The 21,377-nt window shown below is 71.0% G+C and carries 22 protein-coding genes and 2 pseudogenes; 12 read left to right on the top strand and 12 right to left on the bottom strand.

Translation table 11 applies throughout. The annotated features are described in order from the left end of the window. Positions 1 to 132 precede the first annotated feature (132 nt). Positions 133 to 1,413 (bottom strand): tannase/feruloyl esterase family alpha/beta hydrolase, encoded by a 1,281-nt coding sequence (locus tag ACFVXK_RS23490; RefSeq protein WP_389614662.1) that lies wholly within the window; start codon positions 1,411 to 1,413, stop codon positions 133 to 135. Between the two features lie 219 nt (positions 1,414 to 1,632). Between ACFVXK_RS23490 and ACFVXK_RS23495 the strand changes: the two genes are divergently transcribed. Next, complete coding sequence (locus tag ACFVXK_RS23495) at positions 1,633 to 2,748, top strand: sensor histidine kinase (RefSeq protein WP_389614664.1); 1,116 nt, start codon at positions 1,633 to 1,635, stop codon at positions 2,746 to 2,748. A gap of 44 nt (positions 2,749 to 2,792) precedes the next feature. Next, positions 2,793 to 3,437, top strand: coding sequence for a response regulator (locus ACFVXK_RS23500; RefSeq protein ID WP_389614666.1), 645 nt, complete (start codon positions 2,793 to 2,795; stop codon positions 3,435 to 3,437). Here the strand turns inward: ACFVXK_RS23500 and ACFVXK_RS23505 are convergent. From ACFVXK_RS23505 to ACFVXK_RS23515, 3 genes are all read right to left on the bottom strand, one after another. Then, positions 3,410 to 3,718, bottom strand: a complete 309-nt coding sequence (locus tag ACFVXK_RS23505) for a helix-turn-helix domain-containing protein (RefSeq protein ID WP_389614713.1) — start codon at positions 3,716 to 3,718, stop codon at positions 3,410 to 3,412. The genes ACFVXK_RS23500 and ACFVXK_RS23505 overlap by 28 nt on opposite strands. A gap of 402 nt (positions 3,719 to 4,120) precedes the next feature. Continuing rightward, on the bottom strand, positions 4,121 to 4,762 hold the full coding sequence (locus ACFVXK_RS23510; protein WP_389614668.1) for a hypothetical protein: 642 nt from the start codon (positions 4,760 to 4,762) through the stop codon (positions 4,121 to 4,123). A 24-nt stretch (positions 4,763 to 4,786) separates the two neighbouring features. Next, the gene (locus ACFVXK_RS23515) at positions 4,787 to 5,221 is read right to left on the bottom strand and encodes a hypothetical protein (RefSeq protein ID WP_389614670.1); all 435 of its coding nucleotides are present in this window, start codon (positions 5,219 to 5,221) and stop codon (positions 4,787 to 4,789) included. A gap of 776 nt (positions 5,222 to 5,997) precedes the next feature. Here ACFVXK_RS23515 and ACFVXK_RS23520 point away from each other — a divergent pair. The 4 genes and pseudogenes from ACFVXK_RS23520 to ACFVXK_RS23535 all read left to right on the top strand — a co-directional run bounded on the left by ACFVXK_RS23520 (position 5,998) and on the right by ACFVXK_RS23535 (position 10,492). After that, complete coding sequence (locus tag ACFVXK_RS23520) at positions 5,998 to 6,411, top strand: VOC family protein (RefSeq protein ID WP_389614672.1); 414 nt, start codon at positions 5,998 to 6,000, stop codon at positions 6,409 to 6,411. 91 nt (positions 6,412 to 6,502) lie between these two features. Continuing rightward, positions 6,503 to 6,962, top strand: a pseudogene (locus ACFVXK_RS23525) (RNA polymerase subunit sigma-24); the annotation flags it as partial. A 58-nt stretch (positions 6,963 to 7,020) separates the two neighbouring features. Further along, entirely contained in the window at positions 7,021 to 8,553 is a 1,533-nt protein-coding gene (locus tag ACFVXK_RS23530; RefSeq protein ID WP_389614674.1) for an FAD-dependent monooxygenase, read from the top strand. A 520-nt stretch (positions 8,554 to 9,073) separates the two neighbouring features. Beyond that, positions 9,074 to 10,492 (top strand): FAD-dependent oxidoreductase, encoded by a 1,419-nt coding sequence (locus ACFVXK_RS23535; protein WP_389614676.1) that lies wholly within the window; start codon positions 9,074 to 9,076, stop codon positions 10,490 to 10,492. A 180-nt stretch (positions 10,493 to 10,672) separates the two neighbouring features. On the opposite strand, the gene ACFVXK_RS23540 is transcribed toward ACFVXK_RS23535, so the two are convergent. Beyond that, positions 10,673 to 11,098 carry a hypothetical protein gene (locus tag ACFVXK_RS23540; protein WP_389614677.1) on the bottom strand — a complete coding sequence of 142 codons (426 nt, stop codon included), beginning with the start codon at positions 11,096 to 11,098 and terminating at the stop codon, positions 10,673 to 10,675. A gap of 337 nt (positions 11,099 to 11,435) precedes the next feature. Here ACFVXK_RS23540 and ACFVXK_RS23545 point away from each other — a divergent pair, with 337 nt between their 5' ends. The 4 genes from ACFVXK_RS23545 (at position 11,436) to ACFVXK_RS23560 (ending at position 15,674) form a co-directional block, all read left to right on the top strand. Further along, positions 11,436 to 12,464: a hypothetical protein gene (locus tag ACFVXK_RS23545; protein WP_389614679.1), complete on the top strand. Its 1,029-nt coding sequence runs from the start codon at positions 11,436 to 11,438 to the stop codon at positions 12,462 to 12,464. Positions 12,465 to 12,592: 128 nt separating this feature from the next. Beyond that, entirely contained in the window at positions 12,593 to 13,117 is a 525-nt protein-coding gene (locus tag ACFVXK_RS23550; protein WP_389614681.1) for a hypothetical protein, read from the top strand. A gap of 360 nt (positions 13,118 to 13,477) precedes the next feature. Next, positions 13,478 to 14,575 carry a polyprenyl synthetase family protein gene (locus tag ACFVXK_RS23555; protein WP_389614683.1) on the top strand — a complete coding sequence of 366 codons (1,098 nt, stop codon included), beginning with the start codon at positions 13,478 to 13,480 and terminating at the stop codon, positions 14,573 to 14,575. Positions 14,576 to 14,615: 40 nt separating this feature from the next. Continuing rightward, positions 14,616 to 15,674 carry a hypothetical protein gene (locus ACFVXK_RS23560; protein WP_389614685.1) on the top strand — a complete coding sequence of 353 codons (1,059 nt, stop codon included), beginning with the start codon at positions 14,616 to 14,618 and terminating at the stop codon, positions 15,672 to 15,674. A gap of 86 nt (positions 15,675 to 15,760) precedes the next feature. Here ACFVXK_RS23560 and ACFVXK_RS23565 read toward each other — a convergent pair whose 3' ends face one another. Genes ACFVXK_RS23565 through ACFVXK_RS23575 form a run of 3 tightly spaced genes read right to left on the bottom strand, consistent with a single transcriptional unit; the run spans position 15,761 to position 17,592 of the window. Further along, positions 15,761 to 16,186, bottom strand: a complete 426-nt coding sequence (locus ACFVXK_RS23565; RefSeq protein ID WP_389614687.1) for a hypothetical protein — start codon at positions 16,184 to 16,186, stop codon at positions 15,761 to 15,763. 60 nt (positions 16,187 to 16,246) lie between these two features. Beyond that, complete coding sequence (locus tag ACFVXK_RS23570; protein WP_389614689.1) at positions 16,247 to 16,615, bottom strand: GNAT family N-acetyltransferase; 369 nt, start codon at positions 16,613 to 16,615, stop codon at positions 16,247 to 16,249. A 41-nt stretch (positions 16,616 to 16,656) separates the two neighbouring features. Next, on the bottom strand, positions 16,657 to 17,592 hold the full coding sequence (locus tag ACFVXK_RS23575) for a pirin family protein (RefSeq protein ID WP_389614691.1): 936 nt from the start codon (positions 17,590 to 17,592) through the stop codon (positions 16,657 to 16,659). Positions 17,593 to 17,691: 99 nt separating this feature from the next. Between ACFVXK_RS23575 and ACFVXK_RS23580 the strand changes: the two genes are divergently transcribed. Further along, positions 17,692 to 18,192, top strand: a complete 501-nt coding sequence (locus ACFVXK_RS23580) for a carboxymuconolactone decarboxylase family protein (protein WP_389614693.1) — start codon at positions 17,692 to 17,694, stop codon at positions 18,190 to 18,192. Here ACFVXK_RS23580 and ACFVXK_RS23585 read toward each other — a convergent pair. From ACFVXK_RS23585 to ACFVXK_RS23600, 4 genes and pseudogenes are all read right to left on the bottom strand, one after another. Further along, a complete protein-coding gene (locus ACFVXK_RS23585) occupies positions 18,155 to 18,352 on the bottom strand; it encodes a hypothetical protein (protein ID WP_389614695.1) in 198 nt (65 codons plus the stop codon). The two genes, ACFVXK_RS23580 and ACFVXK_RS23585, sit on opposite strands and share 38 nt — an antisense overlap. 109 nt (positions 18,353 to 18,461) lie before the next feature. Further along, positions 18,462 to 18,710 (bottom strand): annotated as a pseudogene (locus ACFVXK_RS23590) (DUF1275 domain-containing protein); the annotation flags it as partial. Next, the gene (locus ACFVXK_RS23595; protein WP_389614697.1) at positions 18,602 to 18,847 is read right to left on the bottom strand and encodes a DUF1275 family protein; all 246 of its coding nucleotides are present in this window, start codon (positions 18,845 to 18,847) and stop codon (positions 18,602 to 18,604) included. The gene ACFVXK_RS23595 and the pseudogene ACFVXK_RS23590, both read right to left, overlap by 109 nt. A 439-nt stretch (positions 18,848 to 19,286) precedes the next feature. After that, positions 19,287 to 19,556, bottom strand: coding sequence for a hypothetical protein (locus ACFVXK_RS23600; RefSeq protein WP_389614699.1), 270 nt, complete (start codon positions 19,554 to 19,556; stop codon positions 19,287 to 19,289). 906 nt (positions 19,557 to 20,462) lie between these two features. On the opposite strand from ACFVXK_RS23600, the gene ACFVXK_RS23605 reads away from it, so the two are divergent. Then, the gene (locus ACFVXK_RS23605; protein WP_389614701.1) at positions 20,463 to 20,720 is read left to right on the top strand and encodes a hypothetical protein; all 258 of its coding nucleotides are present in this window, start codon (positions 20,463 to 20,465) and stop codon (positions 20,718 to 20,720) included. The last annotated feature ends 657 nt before the right edge of the window (positions 20,721 to 21,377 follow it).

The raw sequence follows: 21,377 nt of genomic DNA on the forward strand, positions 1-21,377 counted from the left end.
GTATAGGAGCTTACCTGGCTGGCCAGGCCGTCACCGGGGGCGTGACGCGGTTTCGGGCGCGGGAAGGACACGGGATGGCCCGGCCCCGCCGCGGGGGTGGAAGGGGCCGGGCCGTCGAGTGCCGAGGCTGGGCTATGAGCGGCTGGTCGGCCGCGCCCAGGCCTCCAGCTCGTTGAACGCCGCGACGAAGGACGGGAGCATCGGCTTGTACTCCTTGTCGATTCTTACCAGTCCGTCGGTGTGGGTACCTCCGGGCACGTGGACGTAGCGGTGGAGAGGAGCCTTCCCCGCAGCGGTGACCATCCGGTCGTACACGTCACCGAAGGTCGCCGGCGGGGTCAGCGCGTCGAGCGTGCCTTGGATGCTGATCAGCGGGCGCTTGATGTTCCCGGTCAACGAGATCCGCTCGACCGCCCGGTGCACCGACTCCGGGCGCGAGGCGAAGTCGTAGTCGGTGTCGCAGCCGGGCGCGGTGCCCGGCGGGCAGAACGGAGTGCCGCCCTGCCGGGAACCGTCGTAGTCGGGGTCGACCTCCTCGCGGATGGTGCGCTGCAGCAGGTCCCACTGGTTGTCGTAGTGGTAGCCCCACTGCCTCTCGGAGCCCTCCGGGTAGCCCGCTGCGATGATCTCCTCGTGCGCTGACTGGTCGCCCTTGGTCAGGCGGGGGTAGGCCCGCAGCGCCGGCGGGAGCGTGGCCAGCAGGCCGCCGTCCTTGGTGAAGACGAGGGCGTTCCAGTCGATACCGCCCGTGTAGAGCTCGGGGTAGTGCTCCAGCTGCCAGCGGACCAGGTACCCACCCGCGGAGAGACCGGCGGCGTACGTGACGCGGGGCGAGCTCCCGTAGTGCTGCCGGGCGACCTTCTTCGCCGCCACGGTGAGCTCCGTCACCCGGCGGTGCCACTCCATGATGGCGTCGCCGGGGCGGTCGCCGTCCTTGTAGAGCTCGTCGCCGGTGTTGCCCTTGTCGGTCGCGGCGTAGGCGTAGCCCCTGGAGAGCACCTGGTCGCTGATGATCGGGTCGTTGGCGTACTGCTCACGGGTCCCGGGCGGGCCAGCCACGACGAGCCCGCCGTTCCAGTTCTTGGGCAGCCGGATGACGAACTGGCTGTCATGGTTCCAGCCGTGGTTGGTATTGGTGGTGGAGGTGTCGGGGAAGTAACCGTCGACCTGGACCCCGGGGACCCCGGACGGCAGGACCGCGCTCTCCGCCACCAGTCCCTTCCAGTCCTTGTCGTCGGTGTGCCCGGTGAGGGTGGTTCCTGCCGTGGTCAGGTCGCTCAGGCAACTGGAGACCGAGTACTCGGCTCCCGGCACCCGGACGCCGGAGCAGCGGTCCCCCTGGTCGACGCCTCCCACCGGAGCGCTCAGGGCGGTGGAGAGCAGCAGCGGTGTGATGGCGAGGTGGCGGAGCAAGACGTCCTCTTCTCGGTCGGGAATGTGATGCCTCGCAATCTAGGAATCGCAGGTCACCGTGGGTAAGTGTGAGATGGCCGGATCGGCTGTGGCCGGAGGGCACATGACCTTTGGCCAAACCCGCACCGGTTCTCCGAGCAGCTGCGGGATCGCGGCGGCGGCCGCGTACGCTGCGGGCAGGAAGGCCTTCGAGCCTTCACGCGTCCTTGAGGAGACCCGATGTCACGGCCCGTTCCCTGGATACCCGGCGTCCTGTACGGCGCCGTGCTGTTCGGGGGTGTCTACTACGCCGTGATCGGTCCGGGCCCGGGGGCCGGGACCGCAGGATTCGCGGCCCTGCTCGGTGCCCTGATCGCGCTGGACGGGCGTGACTGGGGGCTGGATCGGCGGCGGTGGCGGGGCCGGCGGGTCGCGTCGGGCGCAGTGTTCGCGCTCAGGGTGCTGCTGCTCTGCGCGGTCACGGCCGTCGACGCGTCGGGGCTTTCCCGTGTGCTGTTCGTGCTCGTGCCGTTCCTGGCGTTCTTCGCGTACGGATCCGCCGTCGCCGTCGGACTCGGTGTCGGCTGCGTGGCGACGCTGGCGGGGGCGTTCACCCTGTCGGTTCCGCACTGGCAAGTGCGGGCCGAGTACATCTCGGACCTGCTGATGTTCGCCCTGGGTGTCGTTTTGGCCCTCGCGATGGCCGCGGTGGCCGTCCGCGAGCAGCAGGCCCGCGCCCGACTGGAGGGCACCCTCGCCCAGGTCGCCGACCTGTCCGCGGCCCGCGAACGCAACCGGCTGGCCCGCGAGATCCACGACAGTCTTGGCCACCATCTGACCGCGATCGGGATCCAGTTGGAGAAGGCCGAGGCGTTCGCCTCGCTCGATCCGCAGGCCTCGGCGCAGGCGGTGTCGCATGCCCGCTGGTCGGCGAACCGCGCCCTGGACGAGGTACGGGCCTCCGTTCGCACCCTGGGCCCCGAGTCGGAGTCCGAACCGGCCGGCCTCTCCCGCGCGCTCGCCGACCTCGTCCACCACCTGGACGGCGGGAGCCGCCGCATCACCCTCGAGATGTCGGGCGTCGAGCGCAGGCCGCTGCTGGTGCTGTACCGGGCCGCGCAGGAGGGGCTGACCAACGCCTGCCGGCATTCCGGCGCCACCGAGATCGAGGTTCACCTCGCCTACGACAAGCGCGGAGCCCGTCTTCGGGTGGTCGACAACGGCAGCGGATTCGACGCCGCCGAGGAGGGGTTCGGACTGTCCGGACTGCGCGAGCGGGTCCGCCTCGCCGAGGGAACGGTGGCCATCGACAGTGCGCCTGGCGGCACGGTCCTCACGGTCGGCGTCCCGTGGTGATCGAGAACGGGAACGAGGACGCGAACGCGCACGGGGTCGGAAGCATGCAGGCAGAGGGTAACGCGGACGCGGACGCGCCCGTACGGGTCTTCGTCGTCGACGACCAGGACCTCGTACGAGAGGGCATCACCGCCCTCCTCGGCATCCAGCCGGGCATCGAGGTGGTGGGCAGCGCGCGCGACGGCGCCGAGGCGACCGAAACTGCCCCGGCCCGCGGCCCCGACGTGGTGCTGATGGACATCCGGATGCCCGGGATCGACGGCGTGGCCGCCACCAGGATGCTCCGCCGCAGCCTGCCCGCATGCAAGATCGTGATGCTGACGACCTTCGACGACGACGAGTACGTCAGCCAGGCGCTGAGGGCCGGAGCGGTGGGCTACCTGCTCAAGAACCTGCCCGCGGCCGAGCTGGCGCGGGCCGTACGACTCGCCCACGCGGGGGTGGCCCAGTTCGACCAGACGGTGATTGCCAACCTGGCCACCGGGCTCCCGGCCCCCGACCTGCTCACCCCCCGCGAGACGGAGGTCCTGCGCCTCATCTCGGCGGGTGCCACGAACAAGGAGATCGCCTCCCGCCTCTACCTCAGTGAGGGAACCGTCAAGAACCACATCTCCCGTGTGCTGAGCCGGTTGGGCCTGCGCGACCGCACCCAGGCCGCGCTCTACGCCAAGGACAACGGCCTCATCTGAACCTGTGGCGCAGCCGCCGTCGCCGGCGCCGAGGAGGGCCGGAACTGGCGGCGGTAGGTCGAGGGGATGACGCCCATCGCCTGCCGGAAGTGGTGGCGGAAGCCCGCGACGGTCAGGCCCACCCGGCCGGCCACCGTGTCGACCGGGTGGGTCGAGGACTCCAGCAGCGAGGCGCCGTCCCGGATCCGCTGGGGCGCGATCCAGCGTCCCGACGGCAGACCGGTCAAGTCGGCAAATAGGTGTTCGAATTGGCGAACCGGCAGGCGCGCGACGCCGGCCAGCTCGTCGACGGTGAGCCGGTACCCATCGCAAGTCCCAGGGTGGCCTGGGCGAGAGCGGCGGCGTCGTTGACGCCGTCACCGGCCAGGTCGTGACCGCTCCAGGGCCCGGATATGCGACTTCTGCCCTTTCCTGGCCGGGTTTACCCGTCCGGAGGCGGACCGGGGATCCCGGCCAGGGCATGGGCCGGGGGTGGGAGGGTGGATGCTGCGTGGTGGGATCGCCGTGTGTACGGGTTGAGGACGGCGACAGGAACGTGGAACGGGTCGACGCGGAGGTCATGGCCGAAGCCCGCCGCCTCGCCGCCCATCCCTGTGCTCCCACCGATCCGGACCCGGGCCGGCTGTCGGGCAGTCGGCGGTGTTCACCTGGACGGGCCGACGTGGCGTGGTGCTGTCGTCGGGTCACCAGTGGGTGAGGTCCACGACGTAGCGGCAGTGCGGATCCTTCGGGCCTGCGGACGTCTGGCCTTGCTCGCCGAGCAGTGAGGGCAGTGCGGCGAGGAGGGCGGTGAGGGCTCCTCCGGGTCTGACGTCGGCGGCGATGACGCCGGGTACCTCGTCGCTGTCCATGTAGAGGCGCAGGAGGCCGCCCTCGCGGAACAGGAATCCGCGCAGTCGTGGCGGGGGCCGGTCCTGGGAGGGCTGTGCCAGGCATCGCAGGAGGGTGGCGGACCAGTCGTCGGTGGTGAAGGGGGCTTCCTGCACCTGGGTGGGGTCTACGAGGTACAGGTCCATTCCCATGACGGCGGTGACCCGGTCCGCAGGGTAGACGTGGGTGCCGGTGTGGACCGTGCGCAGCAGGGCGACGACGTCGTGGGCGGTGAGCGGTTCCCCGCCGGAGGCGCGGGGGATCTCGTACGCCGTCAGCCGGGCCGGGTCGCTCACGTCTCGGTCGCCGAGGGCCACCCGCACCGCCGGGGCCCCGTCGGGGGCGGGCAGGACTCCCCGTACGTGCTGGTCTTCCAGCAGGGGGGCGCGGACGTGCTCCAGGAGGAGAGCGGCCACCTCTGCCTGGAAGTCGGCGATGTCGTCGTCTTCCTTCACTGGATTCCTGGCTCGCTCACTCGTTCACCCAGTCGGGCACTTGGGCGTGCCGTTGCAGTAGGCGGTGATCACGCCGATCACGTTCCCCGGCCCCGCGTCGTACCTCTTGTCCGTGGTTTTGCGTGCGTGGCGTGCTTTGACGATCAGTTTGACGCGGCCGTACGCGCGGTTGGAGGCCCAGCCCCAGTACTGGATGTCGGCGCCGTCCACCTTGTCGACGTTGGCCTGGAGCGGGATGTCGACCAGGGCGCACTTCCTGATGTTGTGGGCGCTGGAGACGTGGTTCCAGCCGAAGTCGCCATTGCCCAGGCGCGTGGGGATCCGCCGGCCGTCCGGATCTGTGGCGCTGCACTTGACGGTCTTGTTCCAGTACGGGCCCGCATGGGCCGGTGTGGCCAGGCCCGCGAGGAGCACCGCGGCTGCGGCGAGCGGTGGGAGCAGTGTCGCGGTCTTCTTCATGCCGGGACCGTTGCACGCTGGATGGTGCGCGGTGCCACGTTTGTGCCGCTTTCACTCTAAATGGCTATTGGTCATACGGGGGTTTCGCGGCCCCGGGGAACACCGGTACAGCGGTTATCGGTGAGAACGATCATGGTCGTCCAGCACGATGCTCCACTTCGCCGCTGGGGTTCGGTGAATCGCCTCCGGGCCTGGCCCGGGGCTGGCTATGGTCCGGCTCGTGCCGGTGGTATTCCGAGTGACGAGCAGGCCGAGGCGTACGGGACGTTCGCCGAGGAGCCGACGAGGGCCTCGGGCGCTTCGGCCGGGCGGGGCTGGAGCCTCAGCTGAATGCGGCTCGCCACCATGCTGTCGGCGCGTCGTCGCCGACAGCGTCGATGAGCCGGTACAGCAGCGCGGCACGGCGCTCCGTGACGGCGCGGTGCTGCTCCACTGCCACCGACGCGGGGATCACCCGCCGCGTCTACCGGGCGGGCCGCCGGTGCCTCGACGCGGTCTGAGGAACCGTGTGCGGGGCCGCTCGAGGTGGCGGGCGGGGGCCGGCCGGCTGAGCGGTTCCGTTCCGGAGCGGGAGGCCTGCGGGCAGGGGTGGGGTGGCCGCTCCGCCTGCGGTGTGTCGGCCGCGACCAGCTGAAGCGCGACCAGCTGAATGTCATGATCGATGCCTGCGAATGAGCCCAGCCCCTGTGAGTGTGCGTCGCTGAACTCCGGCGGGGCTCGCTCTGAGATCGCGATGGAGCCGGAATCGGAGCCGGAACTGGGTTAGAAAGCTCGGTATGGAACTCACCCAGATACGCCTGTTGGTGTCCGACTTCCCCGCCGCATACCGCTTCTACCGGGATGTGCTCGGGCTCAAGCCGCAGTTCGAGGCCGAGAGCGGCCCGTACGCCAAGCTCAGCCCCGATACCGGGCACGCCGCGATCGCGCTGCAGGACCGGGCGCAGATGGCCGACGTGCTGGAGCGGTTGGGGGCGGAGCCGGAGGGATGCCGTGCGCTGGTGGTGCTGCGGGTGGACGACCTGGACGCCGCCCACGCCGAGCTCACCTCGCGAGGGGCGGAGTTCACCCGAGGCCCGGGCCCGATGGGCGACCGCATACGGGTCGCGTACCTGGAGGATCCGGAAGGGAATCTGATCGAACTCCAGGAGTGGCTGGCGCTGCGCGAGCAGGCTGGTGACGCGCCGGCGTAGGCGGTGTGGCAGCGGGGGGTCCCTCTGGGGCCGGGCACCCGCCGCGTACGCCCGAGTGATGTGGGAGCCGTTGACCGAAGGCCTCGACGTGCACCGCGCCGGCGAGGACGTCCAGGCCCGTCGGCCCCGGTGCACCGCGGACCGCTCTCACCAACGTGACGTCACCGAACGCTCTTTCGTCGCGGCGACGGGTGGCGATATCAACACCCTCATGGAGCTGCTTTCCCCGGACCTGACACTGTGCACCGACGGCGGCGGCAAGGTCCGCCAGGCCCTCAAGCCGGTCGACGGCCTTCAGACCGTGGCCGACTGGTTCGCGGCGCTCGGCACCGCCACCTACCAGCGCATCGAACCCGGCCAGATGCGGGCAGAGTTCACCTGCATCAGTGGCAGCCCGGGAGTGGTTTTCCGCGGCCCGGACCGCGTGGTACGTGTTCGCCACGATGACCTGAGACTTCGACCAGGAAGGACGCATCTCAGCAACCCACAACGTGGCCAACCCGGACAAGCTCCACGCCGTCGCCGACGGCACCCGACACGATCTCACCTGAACCAGAGAACATCACCGTGTACCCCATCCGAATCCTTGACGCGAACGTGAGGACTGCTGTGAGCGACCCGATCATTGTCATAGGCGCGGGCCCCGTGGGGCTGACCGCCGCGTTGGAACTGGCCAGGCGCGGGGTGCCGGTGCGGATCGTGGACCGGTTGGCCGAGCCGACGGCTGAGTCGCGCGCCATCATCGTGCACGCCCGGAGCCTGGAGATGTTCGAGCGGCTGGGGTTGGTGGACGAGCTGATCCGGACCGGCGTCCGCACCACCGCGATGGAGATGCACTCGGACGGCGACGTAGTGGCCAGGATCCCCCTCGACCTGGTGGACAGCCCGTTCCCGTACTCGGTGACCATCGCGCAGACCGAGACCGAGCGCATCCTCACCAAAGCGCTCGCCGAGTACGGCGTCACCGTCGAACGCGGCGTCACCCTCACCGGCCTGACGCAGGACGAGCACGGTGTCCGGGTGGTACTGGAGCACGCCGACGGGAGCCACGAGAACGCCGAAACCGGCTGGCTGGTGGGCGCCGACGGCGGCCGCAGCCGGACACGTCAGCTGGTCGGCAGCGCACTGGCCGGGAAGTTCAAGGGCGAGAAGTTCCTGATGGGCGACGTGAACGCCGACCACGATCTCGACCCGCACAGCATGTACACCTTCTTCTCGCCGCACGACGGTCCGCTGCTGGTCTTTCCCATGGAGGCCGACCGGTTGAGGCTGATCGCGAACATAGCCCCGGACGAACAGCGCACCGCCACCCAGGAGTGGCTGCAGCAGGTGGTGAACGAGCGCGCCGAGCGCCCGATCCGGATCCGCGCCTCGCGCTGGCTCACCATCTTCGAAGTGCACCACGCCCAGGTCCCCGAGTACCGGGTCGGCCGCGTCCTGCTGGCCGGCGACGCGGCGCACGTGCACAGCCCCGCCGGCGGCCAGGGCATGAACACCGGCCTCCAGGACGCCCACAACCTCGCCTGGAAGCTCGCCCTGGTCACCACCGGCCAGGCCGGCCCCGCCATGCTGGACAGCTACCACGCGGAGCGCCACCCCGTCGGCGCCCAGGTGATCCGGTTCGCCAGTACGCTGACCCGGCTCGCCACCCTCGCCAACCCGATCGCCCAGAAGCTGCGCAACATGGGGATGCACCTGCTCACCGGCCTCGCCCCGGTCCGTCAGGCGATGGCCGACCGCACCGAGGAGACCGCTGTCGCGTACCGGAAGAGTCCGATCGTGGTCCAGAGCCGGGCCGGCGGCGACCTGCACGCCGGAGACTTCCTCCCCGCGGCCGGCCCGGAGCTGCGCGCAGCACTCGCGGAAGCACAGGGGCACGTGCTGCTCACGGTGATCGTCAACGGCGCCGCACCGACACCGGTAGCCGGTGTGACGGCACGTCAGGTGCTGGTCGGCGGGACGGCAAAGGCCCCGATCGGCTACGACGCCGTGTTCCAGGACCTCGACGGCCTGGCGGCGGCCCGCTACGGCCTGCCGAAGGGCGGTCGGATCATGGTCCGCCCGGACGGCTACATCGCCGCGATCGCCCCGCTCGGCGAGGACGCTCCCTTGCACAAGTACCAAGCGCTGATGCAGGCATAGCACCACCTCCGGGACGGGCACTCCGAGCCCGCTCGATCGGGTGTGCCGCGCGGCACGGATCCGGCCCTGCACGGCGTGGCTGCGAGTGCCCCGGGCGGCGGCCTGGTGCCGGACGGCCGGTAACGGGCTGGTCCCGGCGGCGGCCGCGGGTCCGGGGGCGGTGGACCCGTGGGGCCGCTGGTCGCGTCCCTGGTGCTGCGCGGTGCTGGGGGAATCAAGCACCGGTTCCGTCTCGACCCGTGGCTGTCCTGGCCGAGGATGCGGCGGGGGAGGACTGCCGGCCGGGCCGGCGGGCGGGGATGCGCGGCCCGACGCGGTGCCGCGGCCGCAGGCGGCGGCCGGCACACCGGGGCCAGGCCCGCCACATCCCCCTCGGCACGCGCCGCGCCTGTGGCAGCGCCCCTGACGCACCCCCGCGCGCCCCTCCGCCGCTCTTGATCGTTCCCGCAGCGGCGCGGTGAAGTGGTGCGCGGACGGCGGCCCTACCCGGCCTCCACGGACCCGGCGAACGGAAATCGGCATGACGCACGCGCGCAAGGGCATCTCGGCACCCGACAAGAACGCGGGCACGGACACCTCAGCAGCCACCCCGGGCAGCCCGGCCTGGGGACGCGCGGTGGTGATCGGTGGTGGCTACGCGGGCCTGCTGGCGGCACGGGTCCTGGCAGACCACTTCGCCGAGGTCCTGGTGCTGGAGCGGGACGCGGTCGACCGCACCACCGGGGCTCACCCGAGCGCGCCGCAGTCGTACCACGCTCACGCGATGCTCGCCCGGGGTGCCGAAACGCTGGAACTGCTCTTCCCGGGCCTGCGCGCAGAGCTGGAGCAGCTGGGTGCCCCGGTCTACGACTACGGTGAGCGGATCAGCTTCCTCCTGCCCACCGGCCACGCCGTGCGCGCCACCACCGGGGTACGGATCCAGTCCTTCACCCGCGACGAGCTGGAGCGCCGGATCCGCGCCCGGGTCTTCGATCTGGCCCGGGTCCAGGTAGTCGGCGGCGCCCGGGTCCTGAGTCTGGGCAGGGGACCGGGCGACCGGATCGAGAAAGTCCGCTACCACGCCGGGAAGGGCGGGGAGCAGGAAGCAACCGCCGATCTGGTGGTGGATGCCTCCGGCCGCACCACCGCGATCGACGACTGGCTCAGCCGAATCGGCCTGCCGCTCTCGCAGAAGAGCACGGTGAAGGCGAAGATCACTTACACCACGATGGTCTTCGACCGCACCCCGGAGCCCAAGGACTACGACCTCGCCTACCAGATGACCTTCGCCCCCTCGGTGCGGCGCGGCGGCGCCATGCTCGCGGTGGAGCACGGCCGCTGGGTGTGCTCGCTGTTCGGGTTCGAGCAGCACCCGCCCACCGACCCCGACGGCTTCCTGGACTACGCACGCAGCCTGGACAACCCCCTGCTGGCCGAACAGATCGCCCGTCGCAGCCGCCACGAGGAGCTGCACCGCTACACCAACCCCGGCAGCACCTGGCGCCTGCACCACCGCAATCCCGGCTGGCCGGAGGGACTGATCGCGATCGGTGACGCGCTCTGCGTCTTCAACCCCGTCTACGGCCAGGGACTGACCGTGCCCGCCATCGAGGCCGAAGCGCTCGGCTCGCTGCTGCGCCGCCGCTGCTCCACCGGCACGGGTCTGACCGGCCTGAGCCGCGAATACCTGCGCACGGCGGCAGGGATCATCAAGGTGCCGTGGTCACTGTCCACCACCTCGGACCTGATGTGGAGCCCGGCCGGTCGGCCACTGGCCGCCCGCTTCGCGCACTGGTACAACCAGCAGGTCTTCACGCTGGCCCGGCACGACGCCGACGTCTGGACCCGCTTCGTCAAGGTGGCCAACATGACCGCGCCGTCCTCGCTGCTGATGCACCCCTCGGTCCTCGCCAAAATCGCCCGCCAGAACCTCACCCGCCGCCCGACATCCACCCCCTGACGGCGGCAATGCCCCTCGTCGGCGGGACGCCTACGCGAACGTCCGGAGCCAGGACGCCTGGGTTGCCACGTGGGTCCTGCCAGCGCCGGCACGGGCCCGTACGGCATGAACCCGCACACTCGACGTCCATGAGGGCTGTCGTGGCTGCGGGTTCACGGATGGCGCGGCGGGCCATACGGCTCAGCCGTGTGCCGAACCGCCGTTCACGGCGGTGACCAGCCAGGAACTGCTGCGCGGCCACACCCCGCCGGCTGCCTCGTGTCGGTGTGGAGTGGCCGTAAGTGCCTGGCACGCAGCACCCCGCTTGGACGGGGTCACCTGATCGAGCAGGTGACGCCCCGGACCGGATTCCAGCATGAACGCCGAAGCGTCCGCCGCGTCGTTCTCGACCCCTTCGCGTGCGACGCTCTCCCGGGCCTTGCCCGGCCTCGGCCCCGGCGGGTCCAGGCCGAGTGCTCGGCCGCGTGCTGCGCGCAGGGCCGCGAGGCGGATGGTGCGGCCGACTCCGCGACCGGCGTCCAGCACGGCATCGGTCTCGGAGATGGCCGAGGCGTCCAGCAGGGGCAGATTGAAGCCGTCATCGACGGCGCCCCAGCGCGGTGCCACGGCGTGAAGTAGCCGGCGCGGCGCACTCCGCGCGCCCTCCGTGTCCACCGGGGCCTGGGAGGGCGTTGGGCGGTTGTGGCCTGCCGGGACGCGACCGCTGGTGCCCTCATGCGCCGTCGTGCGCCCTGTGGCGAGCGGCCACACGGGTGGCTAGCGTTCCCCGCGGTTCGGTTCATGGGCGTGGCTGGATACCGGAGCGGCGCCCGCGTGAGGGACGGCGGCCTGGGCTATGCGGGGTGGGCACGTGATCCGTGACGGCTGTGGGGCTTCGGGGTCCCCCGAAGGTCGCTCGGGGACCGGGCCGGGCACCGCGTGGGAGCTGGACCTCTACTGTCCGGTGGCATCCTGTCTGCATCCGCAGGTCGAGCAGATCGAGGAGCGGGCGCTGCGGTGGCTGGATGGATGGGACGGTTTCGGGGTGCCGGGGCTGCGAGCGGCGGCCGAGCGTACCCGCAGTGCCGAGTTCTTCGCTCGGATCACGCCTGACGCGCCGGCCGGGCGTGTGCAGATCGCCGTCGAGTGGACCTATTGGGGGTTCGCGTTCGATGACGTCTTCTGCGACACGATGCCCTGGGCGGTGCGCACGGGGCGGTTCGCGAGGCTGTCGGGGCTGCTGGTGCGGATGCTCGAATGCCCCGGGGCGCGGGTGGACGGCGACGGGGAGGTGTTCCTGGAGGCGCTGGGTGACCTCAGTGCCCGCTTCGCCGAGGTGTGCACGGCCGTGCAGCACCGGCGGTGGGTAGCGGCGCAGCGGGCGTGGCTGTCGGGGGTGGTCTGGCAGATCGGCAACCGGGCCCGAGGCGTCATGCCGGACTTGGGGGAGTACCTGGCCATGCGGATCAACTCGGCAGCCGGTGAGCCGGTCACTGCGATGGTGGAGATGGTGCAGGGGCCGGAGGTCCCCGCAGGGGATTTCGACCGCCCCGGGGTGCGGGCGTGCACGGAGATGGCCCGCCTGGTCGCCTCCCTCGACAACGACCTGCACTCCTATGCCAAGGACGCGGCCCGCGGCGAGACCGACCAGAACATCGTCAACGTCCTCACCACCCTGAACTCGTACGGGCCCGGGACCGCCGTCGGCGAGGCGGTGGCCCTGCGCAATCGGATCATGCACCGGTTCATCGAACTCCGCACAGCCCTCGCACCGTCCGTCCACCCCGCCACCCGGGGCTACCTGGAAGGGCTGGGCCGTGTGGTACGCGGCAACCTCGACTGGGCCGCCGAAGTGCCCCGCTACCAGGCTCCTGCCCCCATCACGCCGCTGCAGAGCACGATTTCGGCAGACGGCCCATCACAAGCGGGTGACCCGCTGCCCTGGCCGATCGCCTGGTGGTGGGGTCCCGCACTCGAGGACGCCCTCCCCTGAACCAGAAAGCCCGCACGCCGCCCTGACCGGCCGTTCGATGCGGACGTTCGCCCGGTGCAGCCGCTGACCCCCACCGCAGCCCGCCTCCGCGGCTGCGACTGCCGTACCCCGACCGAGAGGACACCCGCATGTATCTGAGGAAGCTGGCAGCGGTACTCGCCCCGGCCGCCTTCTGCGCGGCTCTGATACCCGCACCGGCGCACGCCGCCGTCGGTGATCTCACCTGCACCCTGGACTCCGCCTACCTCACCTTCGACCCACCGCTCAAGGCAGGACACACCGCCAATGTCACCGGCTACGCCAACCTCACCGGCTGCGTCTCACTGACCGGCCACAACGACCTCACCCGAGCCACGATCACCGCCACCGGGCTCACCAGCGCCGCGCCCGGCGTCAACCCCTGCAACCTGATCATGGAGATCCCCGTCAGCGGGCAGGTCCAGTGGTCCAACGGACAGACCTCCGACCTCGACGCCCGCCTGAGCACCGACCCCGCCAAACCGCCGATCGGCATCACCATCGACCTCAACAGCGGGCCCCTCGCCGGAGACCACGCCGCGGCCGTCGTCCCCGCCCCGATCCCCAACCTCGACTGCCTCCTGAACGGCCTGCAGACCCTGACCGTGCCCGCCATGGCCATCCCCTTCGCCTGACACCCCGGCCGCGGGAGGACGCCCAGCCCTCCCGCGGCTGGCCGCGTCGGATGACCGTGCCTCCGTACACCGCAAGGCCATCCGCCCGAACGAGCGCCCCACGACCTTGAGGTTCCATCGGGAGTGGCCGCGGAACGTCTGCCAACGCCAGGGGCGGTCGGGGGGGCGCCCGGAAGTGGTGATTCCGCAGAGCGCGGGCCCGTCGCATCCCTGGTAGGAGGTCATTGCTCCTACTGCATCTGATGCGCCCTCTGCGCGGGCTGGTTGACACCGGTGCCGGCCGGGTTTGCTGGGCGCCTGCGGTTCGGGAGGAGACGCGGTGCCGGCAGACTCCGCGTGGCCCTAACCAAGGAGCTGATGATGGCCACTGCACCGGTGAACGGAGAGCACGTCGAGGTGGTCGAGGTCGAGGTGCAGGACGTGCGGTGCCGGGTCGACGCGATGCTGGAGGCGTTCCTCGACCGCAAGAGCCGTTCCGGTGCCGATGGCCATCTGCCTCCTGAGATCGTCTCGGCCCTGCGTGATTTCCTCGCCGCCGGCGGCAAGCGGCTCAGACCGGTCCTCTGCGTCTACGGCTGGCGCGCGGCGGGCGCTGCCACCTGCCCCGATCCGGTGATCCAGGTGGCGGCAGCGCTGGAGATGTTCCACGCCTTCGCGCTGATCCACGACGACCTCATGGACCACACGGACACCCGCCGAGGCCGGCCCACCGTCCATCGCGTCCTCGCGACCCACCATGCCCGCCGGGGTCGACGGGCAGCCGAGGAACTGGGCGCCGGCGGCGCACTCCTCATTGGTGACCTCGCCCTGACCTGGTCCGATGAACTCCTCCACACAGCAGGCCTCGCCCCCGAGCACCTGGGCGCCCTGTTCCCGCCCCTCGACCAGATGCGGACCGAGGTGATGTGCGGTCAGTACCTGGACCTGACCTCCACCGGACAGCCCAGCACCGATGTCGAGCACGCCCTGCGCATAGCGCGCTACAAGACCGCGAAGTACACCATCGAGCGCCCGCTGCTCATCGGTGCCACCCTGGCCGGCGCCGACGAGGACCTCTTGTCGAAGCTGAGCGCGTTCGCGCTGCCGCTGGGTGAAGCGTTCCAGCTGCGTGACGACCTCCTCGGGGCATTCGGCCTGCCCGCCCAGACCGGCAAACCGGCCCTCGACGATCTCAGCGAGGGCAAGCACACCGCTCTGGTAGCCATCGCCCTCAAATCCGCCGACGCCATCCAGGCCCGGGTGCTGCGCAGCCTGTACGGCAACGACCAGCTGGACGAGCAGGGTGCCGCGACGCTGCGCGAGGTCTTGAAAGCCACCGGCGCGGAGCAGGCCGTCGAGGACATGATCCGGGCACGCCACGAACAGGCCCTTGCCGCGCTCGGCGATACCCCGATACCCAGACCGGTCCGCGACCGGCTGGAGGTGTTGGCCCACAAGGCCCTCTGGCGGACCTCATAGCCCCACTCACGACACCCCAAGCTCACGAGGAGGGGCAAGAGTGTCCACCGACGCACGCACCACGGCGCTCCCCGGAGACATCCCGACACACACCACGATGCCCGAACCCATCGCCGTCGATGACATCCCACGGTTCGCCGGAGTTCCGCACAAGGTCCACCCCGGACTCCGCGAGATCGAAGAGACCGCAGTGGCCTGGGCCCTGGAACATCGGGTCATCGCGGCGAGCGACGAATCGGCCGACGACTGGCGATCACAACTGGCCGGCGGCTGCGCCGCCTACGTCTATCCCGAGTCCACCGTCGAGCTGGCCGCATTGTGGGGCCGCTGGTACATCTGGTGGTTCACCGTCGATGAACTCGCCATCAAATACAGCATGCGGGACTTCGTGGAGCTGGTCTGCCGCTGGGATGCCCCGCTCAAGACCGGCGGACAGACCCTGGAAGGCACCCACCCCATGGTCCGAGCCTTCGCCGACCTGTGCCGTCGCACCGCCGAACTGATCGACCCCGACACCTACGCCGTCCTCGCCCAGGGCTGCATCGAGGCATTCGAGGGCTTCCTGATCGAGATGGCTTTCCGAGACTCAGGTGACGTCCTGAAGCTTGAGGGGCTGGAACCGAATGGCGAGTATCTCGTCAACCACCGCCGTACCTTCGGTGCCGTCTACGACTACAGCATCTACGAGGCGTGCCGCGGCTACCCGCTGCCCAGCATGCTTCGCCGCACACCGGAGTGGCAGGGGCTGCTGACCGCCGGCATGGACGTCATCATCCTGCAGAACGACCTGAACGGCCTGGCACGCGACATCCGAGGCAACGACCTCAAGAACAACTCCGTCTGCCTTCTGCACCTTCAGGAAGGACTCAGCTACCCGGAAGCCGTCGAGACCGTCAAGAAGGCCATCCGCCGGAGGATCCAGGACTTCCTCTCCATCGAGAACCGTCTGCCCGAGTTCGCCAGGAAACACGGCCTGGGACCCGCAGAACGGGAACGATTCGCCGCGCTGGTACGCGACCTGAAGCAGTACAGCCAGGGCGGCCTCGACTGGTACCGCGAGACCAGCAGGTACGACACCACCCACCCCCACACCCGCTGAACCGCGCAGCAGCAGAACCTCTCCCGGCACCCCACGACACCGAAATCGTCCCGGCGACGGCAGGCGGGCCGAACGGGGCCGGAGCATCAAGGGTCAGACCCGGTCCGCACCTGCCAGTCCTGGAAGGGGGGGCAGGATGATCGAGCTGCTCTCCGAAGGCCGGGCATTGAGGACGCCCGCCACCGAGCCGCCAGGACGTGCGAGGTGGCGCTGGTGATGGTGGCGGGCCGGACGCCGTAGAGGTACTGGAGGTCTGCCCCGACGTAGGCGAAGCGGTGGACGAGGGGTTCGACGTGCCGGACGCCGGCCACATGCAGGGCCGAGGCCGCGCCGGGCACGGTGCTCGTACCGGGTGGTGGGGTGACGGTGACGTCGGCGCCGTTGGTGAGGCGGGCGTCGACCTCTGCCTGATGCCGGTGGGTGGTGTTGAAGACGGAGCTGGAGACGGCGAAGGCCAAGGCCAGGCCGAGCAGGAAGGCCGCGTGTGCGAGCGGTTTCGAAGTCGGCTTCATGGGCGGGGTCGACCAGGCGCGCTATCAGGAGCGTCACAAACGCATGGTTCCGCGCGGGGCTCAGCGCTTCAGCCGGGCATCGAGCCAGGTGAGGACCTCGGGGGTGACGGGGTCGGTGATGTCCGCGAACTCCTGGTGCTTGGTCAGGAACTTGGCGACGTACGGGCAGACGGGCACGATCCGCAGTCCGGCGCCGCGGACGTCGGTGAGGGCCTGTTCGACGAGGACCGCGGCGAGGCCCTGGCCGGCGTGGGCGTCGTCGATCTCGGTGTGGAAGAAGACCCGCTGGTCGTCGCGGTCGCGGTAGGCGGTCAGGCCGGCGTGCTCGCCGTCGACGAGGATCTCGTAGCGGTGGCGGGCGTCGACGCGGCGGACGACGGGGGGCGTGGGGGTGGCGGAGTCGGCGGCTTCGGTGGTCCGCTCGCTCATGGGAGGGGCCTTTCGGTGAGGGATGGAGCGGGAGAGGGGGCTCAGTGGCGGGCGGGGTTCTTGCGGGGGGTGATGACGGCGTTCGGCAGGGCCGGTGCGGGTAGCCGCTCCCCGGGGTAACCGGCCACGCTGCCGAAGCGGTCGGAGGCGTTCTCCCAGTCCTCGCGGGCCGCGGCGATGTCCTGGTGGCTGCGGCCGATGAAGTTCCACCACATCACGATCTCCTCCTCGAAGGGCGGCCCACCCAGGAGGACCGTCCGGGCCGGGCGGTCGGAGCGGTTCGTGAGGGTGAGGGTGGTGCGGCCGGGGGCGACGTAGCCGAGTTCGGCCGGGAGCAGGGGAGTTCCGTCGAGGCGTACGTCGCCCTCGTCGACGAGGAGGCCGTGCTCGAAGGCGGGGTCGACGTCGAGGGTCACCGTGGCGCCCGCGTCGATCAGGACCTCGGCACCGAGCAGCGGGGTGAAGGTGCGGACGGGGGAGGTGGCCCCCTCGAGGGTGCCCAGGAAGACCCGCAGCTGCGCGCCCTCGACGTGGAGCGGCTCGGGGGCGTGGTGCTGGAACTCGCGCGGTGCGTGGCGGTGTTCGCCAGGCAGGGCCACCCAGAGCTGGACGCCGTGGAGGACGGTGGTGGCGGGGGTCGAGACCTCGGTGTGGCTGATGCCGTGGCCGCCGGTCATGAGGTTGATCTCGCCGGGCCGGACGAAGGCGTGGGTGCCCAGGCTGTCGCGGTGCTCGATCTCCCCGCTGAACAGCCAGCTCACCGTCTGGAGGCCGGTGTGCGGGTGGGGTGCGACGTCCATGCCGCCGGTGTCGGCGACCCGGTCGGGGCCGTAGTGGTCGGCGAAGCACCAGGCCCCGATGAGCGTTCGGGCCCGCTGGGGCAGGGTGCGTCGTACGCTCATCGCCCGCGGTCCGCCCAGCGGGACGTCCCGGGCGGTGAGGACCTCGGCCCCGGCCTCGACCTCCGTGTGATCCATCTCCCGGCCCCTCTCCCAGTAAAATAGTTTCACTTTCAACAAACTTCGGTGATCATAGTGCCGATGACGACCCGCGACAAGCAGGCGAAGGAGCACAGGGTGAGCGAGACGGTAGAGACCACGACGGTTCCCCGGACCAACGGCCGGATCTATGTGGACAAGCAGAGCCCCACCGCGTACCAGGCGCTGCTCAAGACCGCCGATGCCGCCCGTGCGACGGCCGCCGAGGCCGGCCTGGACCGGATCCTGGTCGAGCTGGTCAACCTCCGGGTCTCCCAGCTCAACGGCTGCGCCGTCTGCCTGGACGTCCACACCCGGGCCGCGGTGCGCGCGGGGGAAAGCACCCGGCGCCTCGGCGTGCTCGCGGCCTGGCGGGACACCGAGATCTTCACCCCGCGGGAGCGCGCGGCCCTCGCTCTCGCGGAGGCCACCACCCACCCGGCCGACGCCCTCGCGCAGGAGCGGGCATACGCGGAAGCGCGCGAGGTCTTGGACGACGACGGGATCTCGGCCGTGATCTGGGTGGCGATCACGATCAACGCCTTCAACCGCGTCTCGATCCTCAGCAAGCACCCCGTACGGGAGACATCCGCCCGCTGAACCGCTGATGGGCCGTGGCCCAGCCCGCTCCCGGGACCGAGAGCCGCCACAGCACCACCGGGCCCGCGCCGAACAGTGCCAGAGCCACGCCCAGGATGAGCGAGAGCCCGGCCTCCAGGAGGACGGCTCCGAGGAGGGTGCCGAGGAACATCGCCGGCACGGACGGGATCCGTCGGCGGGCCGGGGCGCCGCCCGCCGACCGGGCCGGAGTCGGCGGCGAGCCGCGGCAGGGTGAGGGTGAGCGCGGTCGTCGTCAGGTCCGGGACGCCGAGCCGCCGGGCTGCCGGGTTCTGCAGGGCCGTGGCGAGGCCGAGCAGCACGATGAGGGTGTACCTGACGGCGTTGCCCCCCTCGCCATGGCCCGCGGTGGTCGTGCCCGGGCCTGTCGCGAACAGCACCGCCAGTACGGTCATGGCCGAAGCGAGCAGCCGGCCCCGGTGCGTGGGAAAGCGGACACCGAAGCGGCTGCGAGCCGGCGCCCCGGTGAGGAAAGCCACGGGGGCGACGACGGAGGCCACGGCCGACAGGCCTCCGCGGCCGCGAGGGCGAAGCCGAGGAAATCCACGGTGCCCGTCACGTTGGCGACGAACACGCGGCCCAGCCTCAGACGGCTCACCGCGTCCCCGAGGCCCGTCACGGCCGTGAGGGCCGGCATCAGCGGCGGCAGCGGGCCATGCTGTGCCCCCTCCGCGGCGACCGCCGACCTGTGCGAGGCCGGCCGCAGAGCCCGGTCCGGGGCGAGCGTCTCCGCGATCCGCCCCCACTTGATCCTCCCTACCCGCCGGCACCCAGCTGCCAGCCCCCGGATCCTCGGCGATTCCCGGCGAGTTCTCGGAGTTCGATCAAGGTCGATGCAGTGGTGCCGGGCATCGGCACGGTGCCGAGATGGTCCACCACGAAAGAGGCAAGCATGCAGTTCGAGGACGTCCGGGCCTTTTGGGAACGCCAGGCAGCCCGGCTCACATGGGCACGGACCCCGGACCGGCGCGGGAGGACGCGGGCCCGCGTCCTCCCGCTGTTTTCCTGGCGGGATGAGCAACGCGGCCGAGAACTGCCTCGACGTCCCCGGCCGGCATGGTCGAATCTGCTGCCGATCAGGTCGGCCAGCGCCTGCAGCACCATGCGGGCTTGTCCCGCTTCGGGCCGCCGCCGCTTTCCGGCACGTCTTTCACCATCTCGCACAGCTTCCCGAAGTCCGGCATGGTCGGGAAGGCCAGACAGCCCTCGGGAGCCGCTCCCACGGGCTTCACGTGGTCCACGATGGCGTCGTACTCGCGGCCGGGCGCCTTGTCCTTGCTGATGCCCTCCTTCCTGTCGCGGCGGGCGGGCAGCGGGCAGCCGCTGAAGGGGTGATCTTGCCTCACGGTCTCGTGCCGGCTGGGAAAAGAGGGATGCCCTCCTCCTCCGAGAGAGGGCGACCGTGTCCCAGCCGAAGTGGGCCTGCCAGGCAGGCAGAGCCGTCGGATCCCTGCTGATGACCAAGCAGATGCCGTCGTTCTCCTGCCTGCGGGTGCTGGTGGTGGCCTGGTGGTGAGTGGTCGGCTCAGGCCGGGTCCCACGGCGGATGCGGGTCCGGGCCGGCGGCTGAGGGCGGTGGTGGAGGCCGCCGATCCCCAGGGGGCACGCGCGGCGCTGCGGGGCCGATGGGCTTGCGGCCGAGGGCGACCGCCTCGGCGGTCGGCCATCTGGTCCGCAGGAGGAGGCTGCCTTGGGCGGTCTGCTGAGCGCTCCGATCGTCGGGGCATGGCCTGGCCGTTCCTGAGGAGGGCGAGCTGCTCCGAGTACAGGAGCAAGCCCAGCAGGGCGGTGGATCGCTGGGCTGCTGCCAGGTGCGCGTGCCCGGGGCGACGCCGGGCGGCACTCAGGGCATCAGCCGCCAGCAGGCAATCAGCGCCCCGAGGCCGGGCTCGTAGTGTCCGCGTGTCGAGCGTCGCCTGCCACTTCCGACCCCCGCCAGTGAGCACGCTCGTGCGACCCGCTTTGCGGTCAAGCGATGAGGCCCACGGGCCGGATCGCCCCACCGAGCACTTCGCCTCCAGGAGCGTCACCACCACCATCAGGTCCAGGGGCGGTGGCCATTTCGCATCGACACCGGCGCGACGAGCCACCTGCGCGAGGGCACCAGGCCGCGCCGGGGCGGCTCGGCGCCGTGCTGGCTCGGCCAGGCACCGCAAAGTCGATAGATTTCGTTCCTGCCTCGCCCGGATTCCCCTCGGTATGCCGGACTGTGCAAGCTGGTGCAAGTTCCATGCCTGCCGGGCGGGTTGGGTGTGAGACCTCCTCCGGTCGAAGGGCTGCCCCTCGCACTCGAACTCGTCGCCGCGCAATTGCGTCTGCTGCCCGTCACCGAGCTGGCCGCACATATGGACCGCCAGCTGGACGTGCTCTGTCGGCGCCGCTCGACGTCGTCGCGCCACTGCTCCCTGGAAACGGCCGTCGACTGGAGCCACCGGCTGCTGAGCGGGGCCGAACAGCGGGTCCTCGCCCGGCTGTCCGTCTTCGCCGGGGGTTCACCTCGTATGCCGTGACGGCCGTGGCCGCACACCGCTGACGACGGGCGGCCCTGCAGGCGACCGCCCGACGCGGCGGAAGCCGTCCTACGGGACGCGGAAGCCGTCCTGCGGGACCTGGTGGACCGGTCCCTGGTGGTGTCCGAGCCCACAGCCGGGCGCTCCGGCCTTCCGGCTGCTGGAGCCGGTACGGGAGTACGCGGCGCAGCGCCTGCGCGCCCTGGGCGAGGAGCGGACCGTCCGCGCCCGCCACGCCGCCCACTACGGCGCCATGGCTGCCCGGGTCGAGCAGGACACCACGACCCGCACGGCCGGCGCGGGAGCGGAGTCGAAGCATCGGGTCCAGCGAGAACTGGCCGATTTCCGCTCGGCACTGGACTGGTCGCTGGGCCCGGCGGGCGACCGGAGTCGGGTGCGAACCTCCTCGCGGCGATGTCGTGGCTCTGGGTCGGACTGCCAGGCGAAGGCAGACAGTGGGCGGGCCGGGCGCTCGCCGGACTCCAGGAAGCAGCACCGGCCGTGCGCCCGTGCGCCCTCCTCGCCACCGGGCTGATCCTCCACAGCGCCGACTTGGCGGAGTCCGCCGTGCTGCTCGGCCGGGCGGCGTCCCCCGCCGGGGAAGCCGGGGACCGACGCACACAGCTACAGGCGCCGGCCCAGCTGTCCGTCGTCCGC

Origin of the sequence: Streptomyces sp. NPDC058157 (assembly GCF_042884105.1) — a bacterium.
GTDB lineage: Bacteria > Actinomycetota > Actinomycetes > Streptomycetales > Streptomycetaceae > Streptomyces.

Excerpts from the sequence above, each read along its gene's own strand:
- ACFVXK_RS23575 (WP_389614691.1), bottom strand. The coding sequence starts at position 17,592 with ATGGATCACACGGAGGTCGAGGCCGGGGCCGAGGTCCTCACCGCCCGG.
- ACFVXK_RS23595 (WP_389614697.1), bottom strand. The coding sequence starts at position 18,847 with ATGCCGGCCCTCACGGCCGTGACGGGCCTCGGGGACGCGGTGAGCCGT.
- ACFVXK_RS23500 (WP_389614666.1), top strand. The coding sequence starts at position 2,793 with ATGCAGGCAGAGGGTAACGCGGACGCGGACGCGCCCGTACGGGTCTTC.
- ACFVXK_RS23555 (WP_389614683.1), top strand. The coding sequence starts at position 13,478 with ATGGCCACTGCACCGGTGAACGGAGAGCACGTCGAGGTGGTCGAGGTC.
- ACFVXK_RS23570 (WP_389614689.1), bottom strand. The coding sequence starts at position 16,615 with ATGAGCGAGCGGACCACCGAAGCCGCCGACTCCGCCACCCCCACGCCC.
- ACFVXK_RS23495 (WP_389614664.1), top strand. The coding sequence starts at position 1,633 with ATGTCACGGCCCGTTCCCTGGATACCCGGCGTCCTGTACGGCGCCGTG.
- ACFVXK_RS23550 (WP_389614681.1), top strand. The coding sequence starts at position 12,593 with ATGTATCTGAGGAAGCTGGCAGCGGTACTCGCCCCGGCCGCCTTCTGC.
- ACFVXK_RS23565 (WP_389614687.1), bottom strand. The coding sequence starts at position 16,186 with ATGAAGCCGACTTCGAAACCGCTCGCACACGCGGCCTTCCTGCTCGGC.
- ACFVXK_RS23515 (WP_389614670.1), bottom strand. The coding sequence starts at position 5,221 with ATGAAGAAGACCGCGACACTGCTCCCACCGCTCGCCGCAGCCGCGGTG.
- ACFVXK_RS23520 (WP_389614672.1), top strand. The coding sequence starts at position 5,998 with ATGGAACTCACCCAGATACGCCTGTTGGTGTCCGACTTCCCCGCCGCA.
- ACFVXK_RS23535 (WP_389614676.1), top strand. The coding sequence starts at position 9,074 with ATGACGCACGCGCGCAAGGGCATCTCGGCACCCGACAAGAACGCGGGC.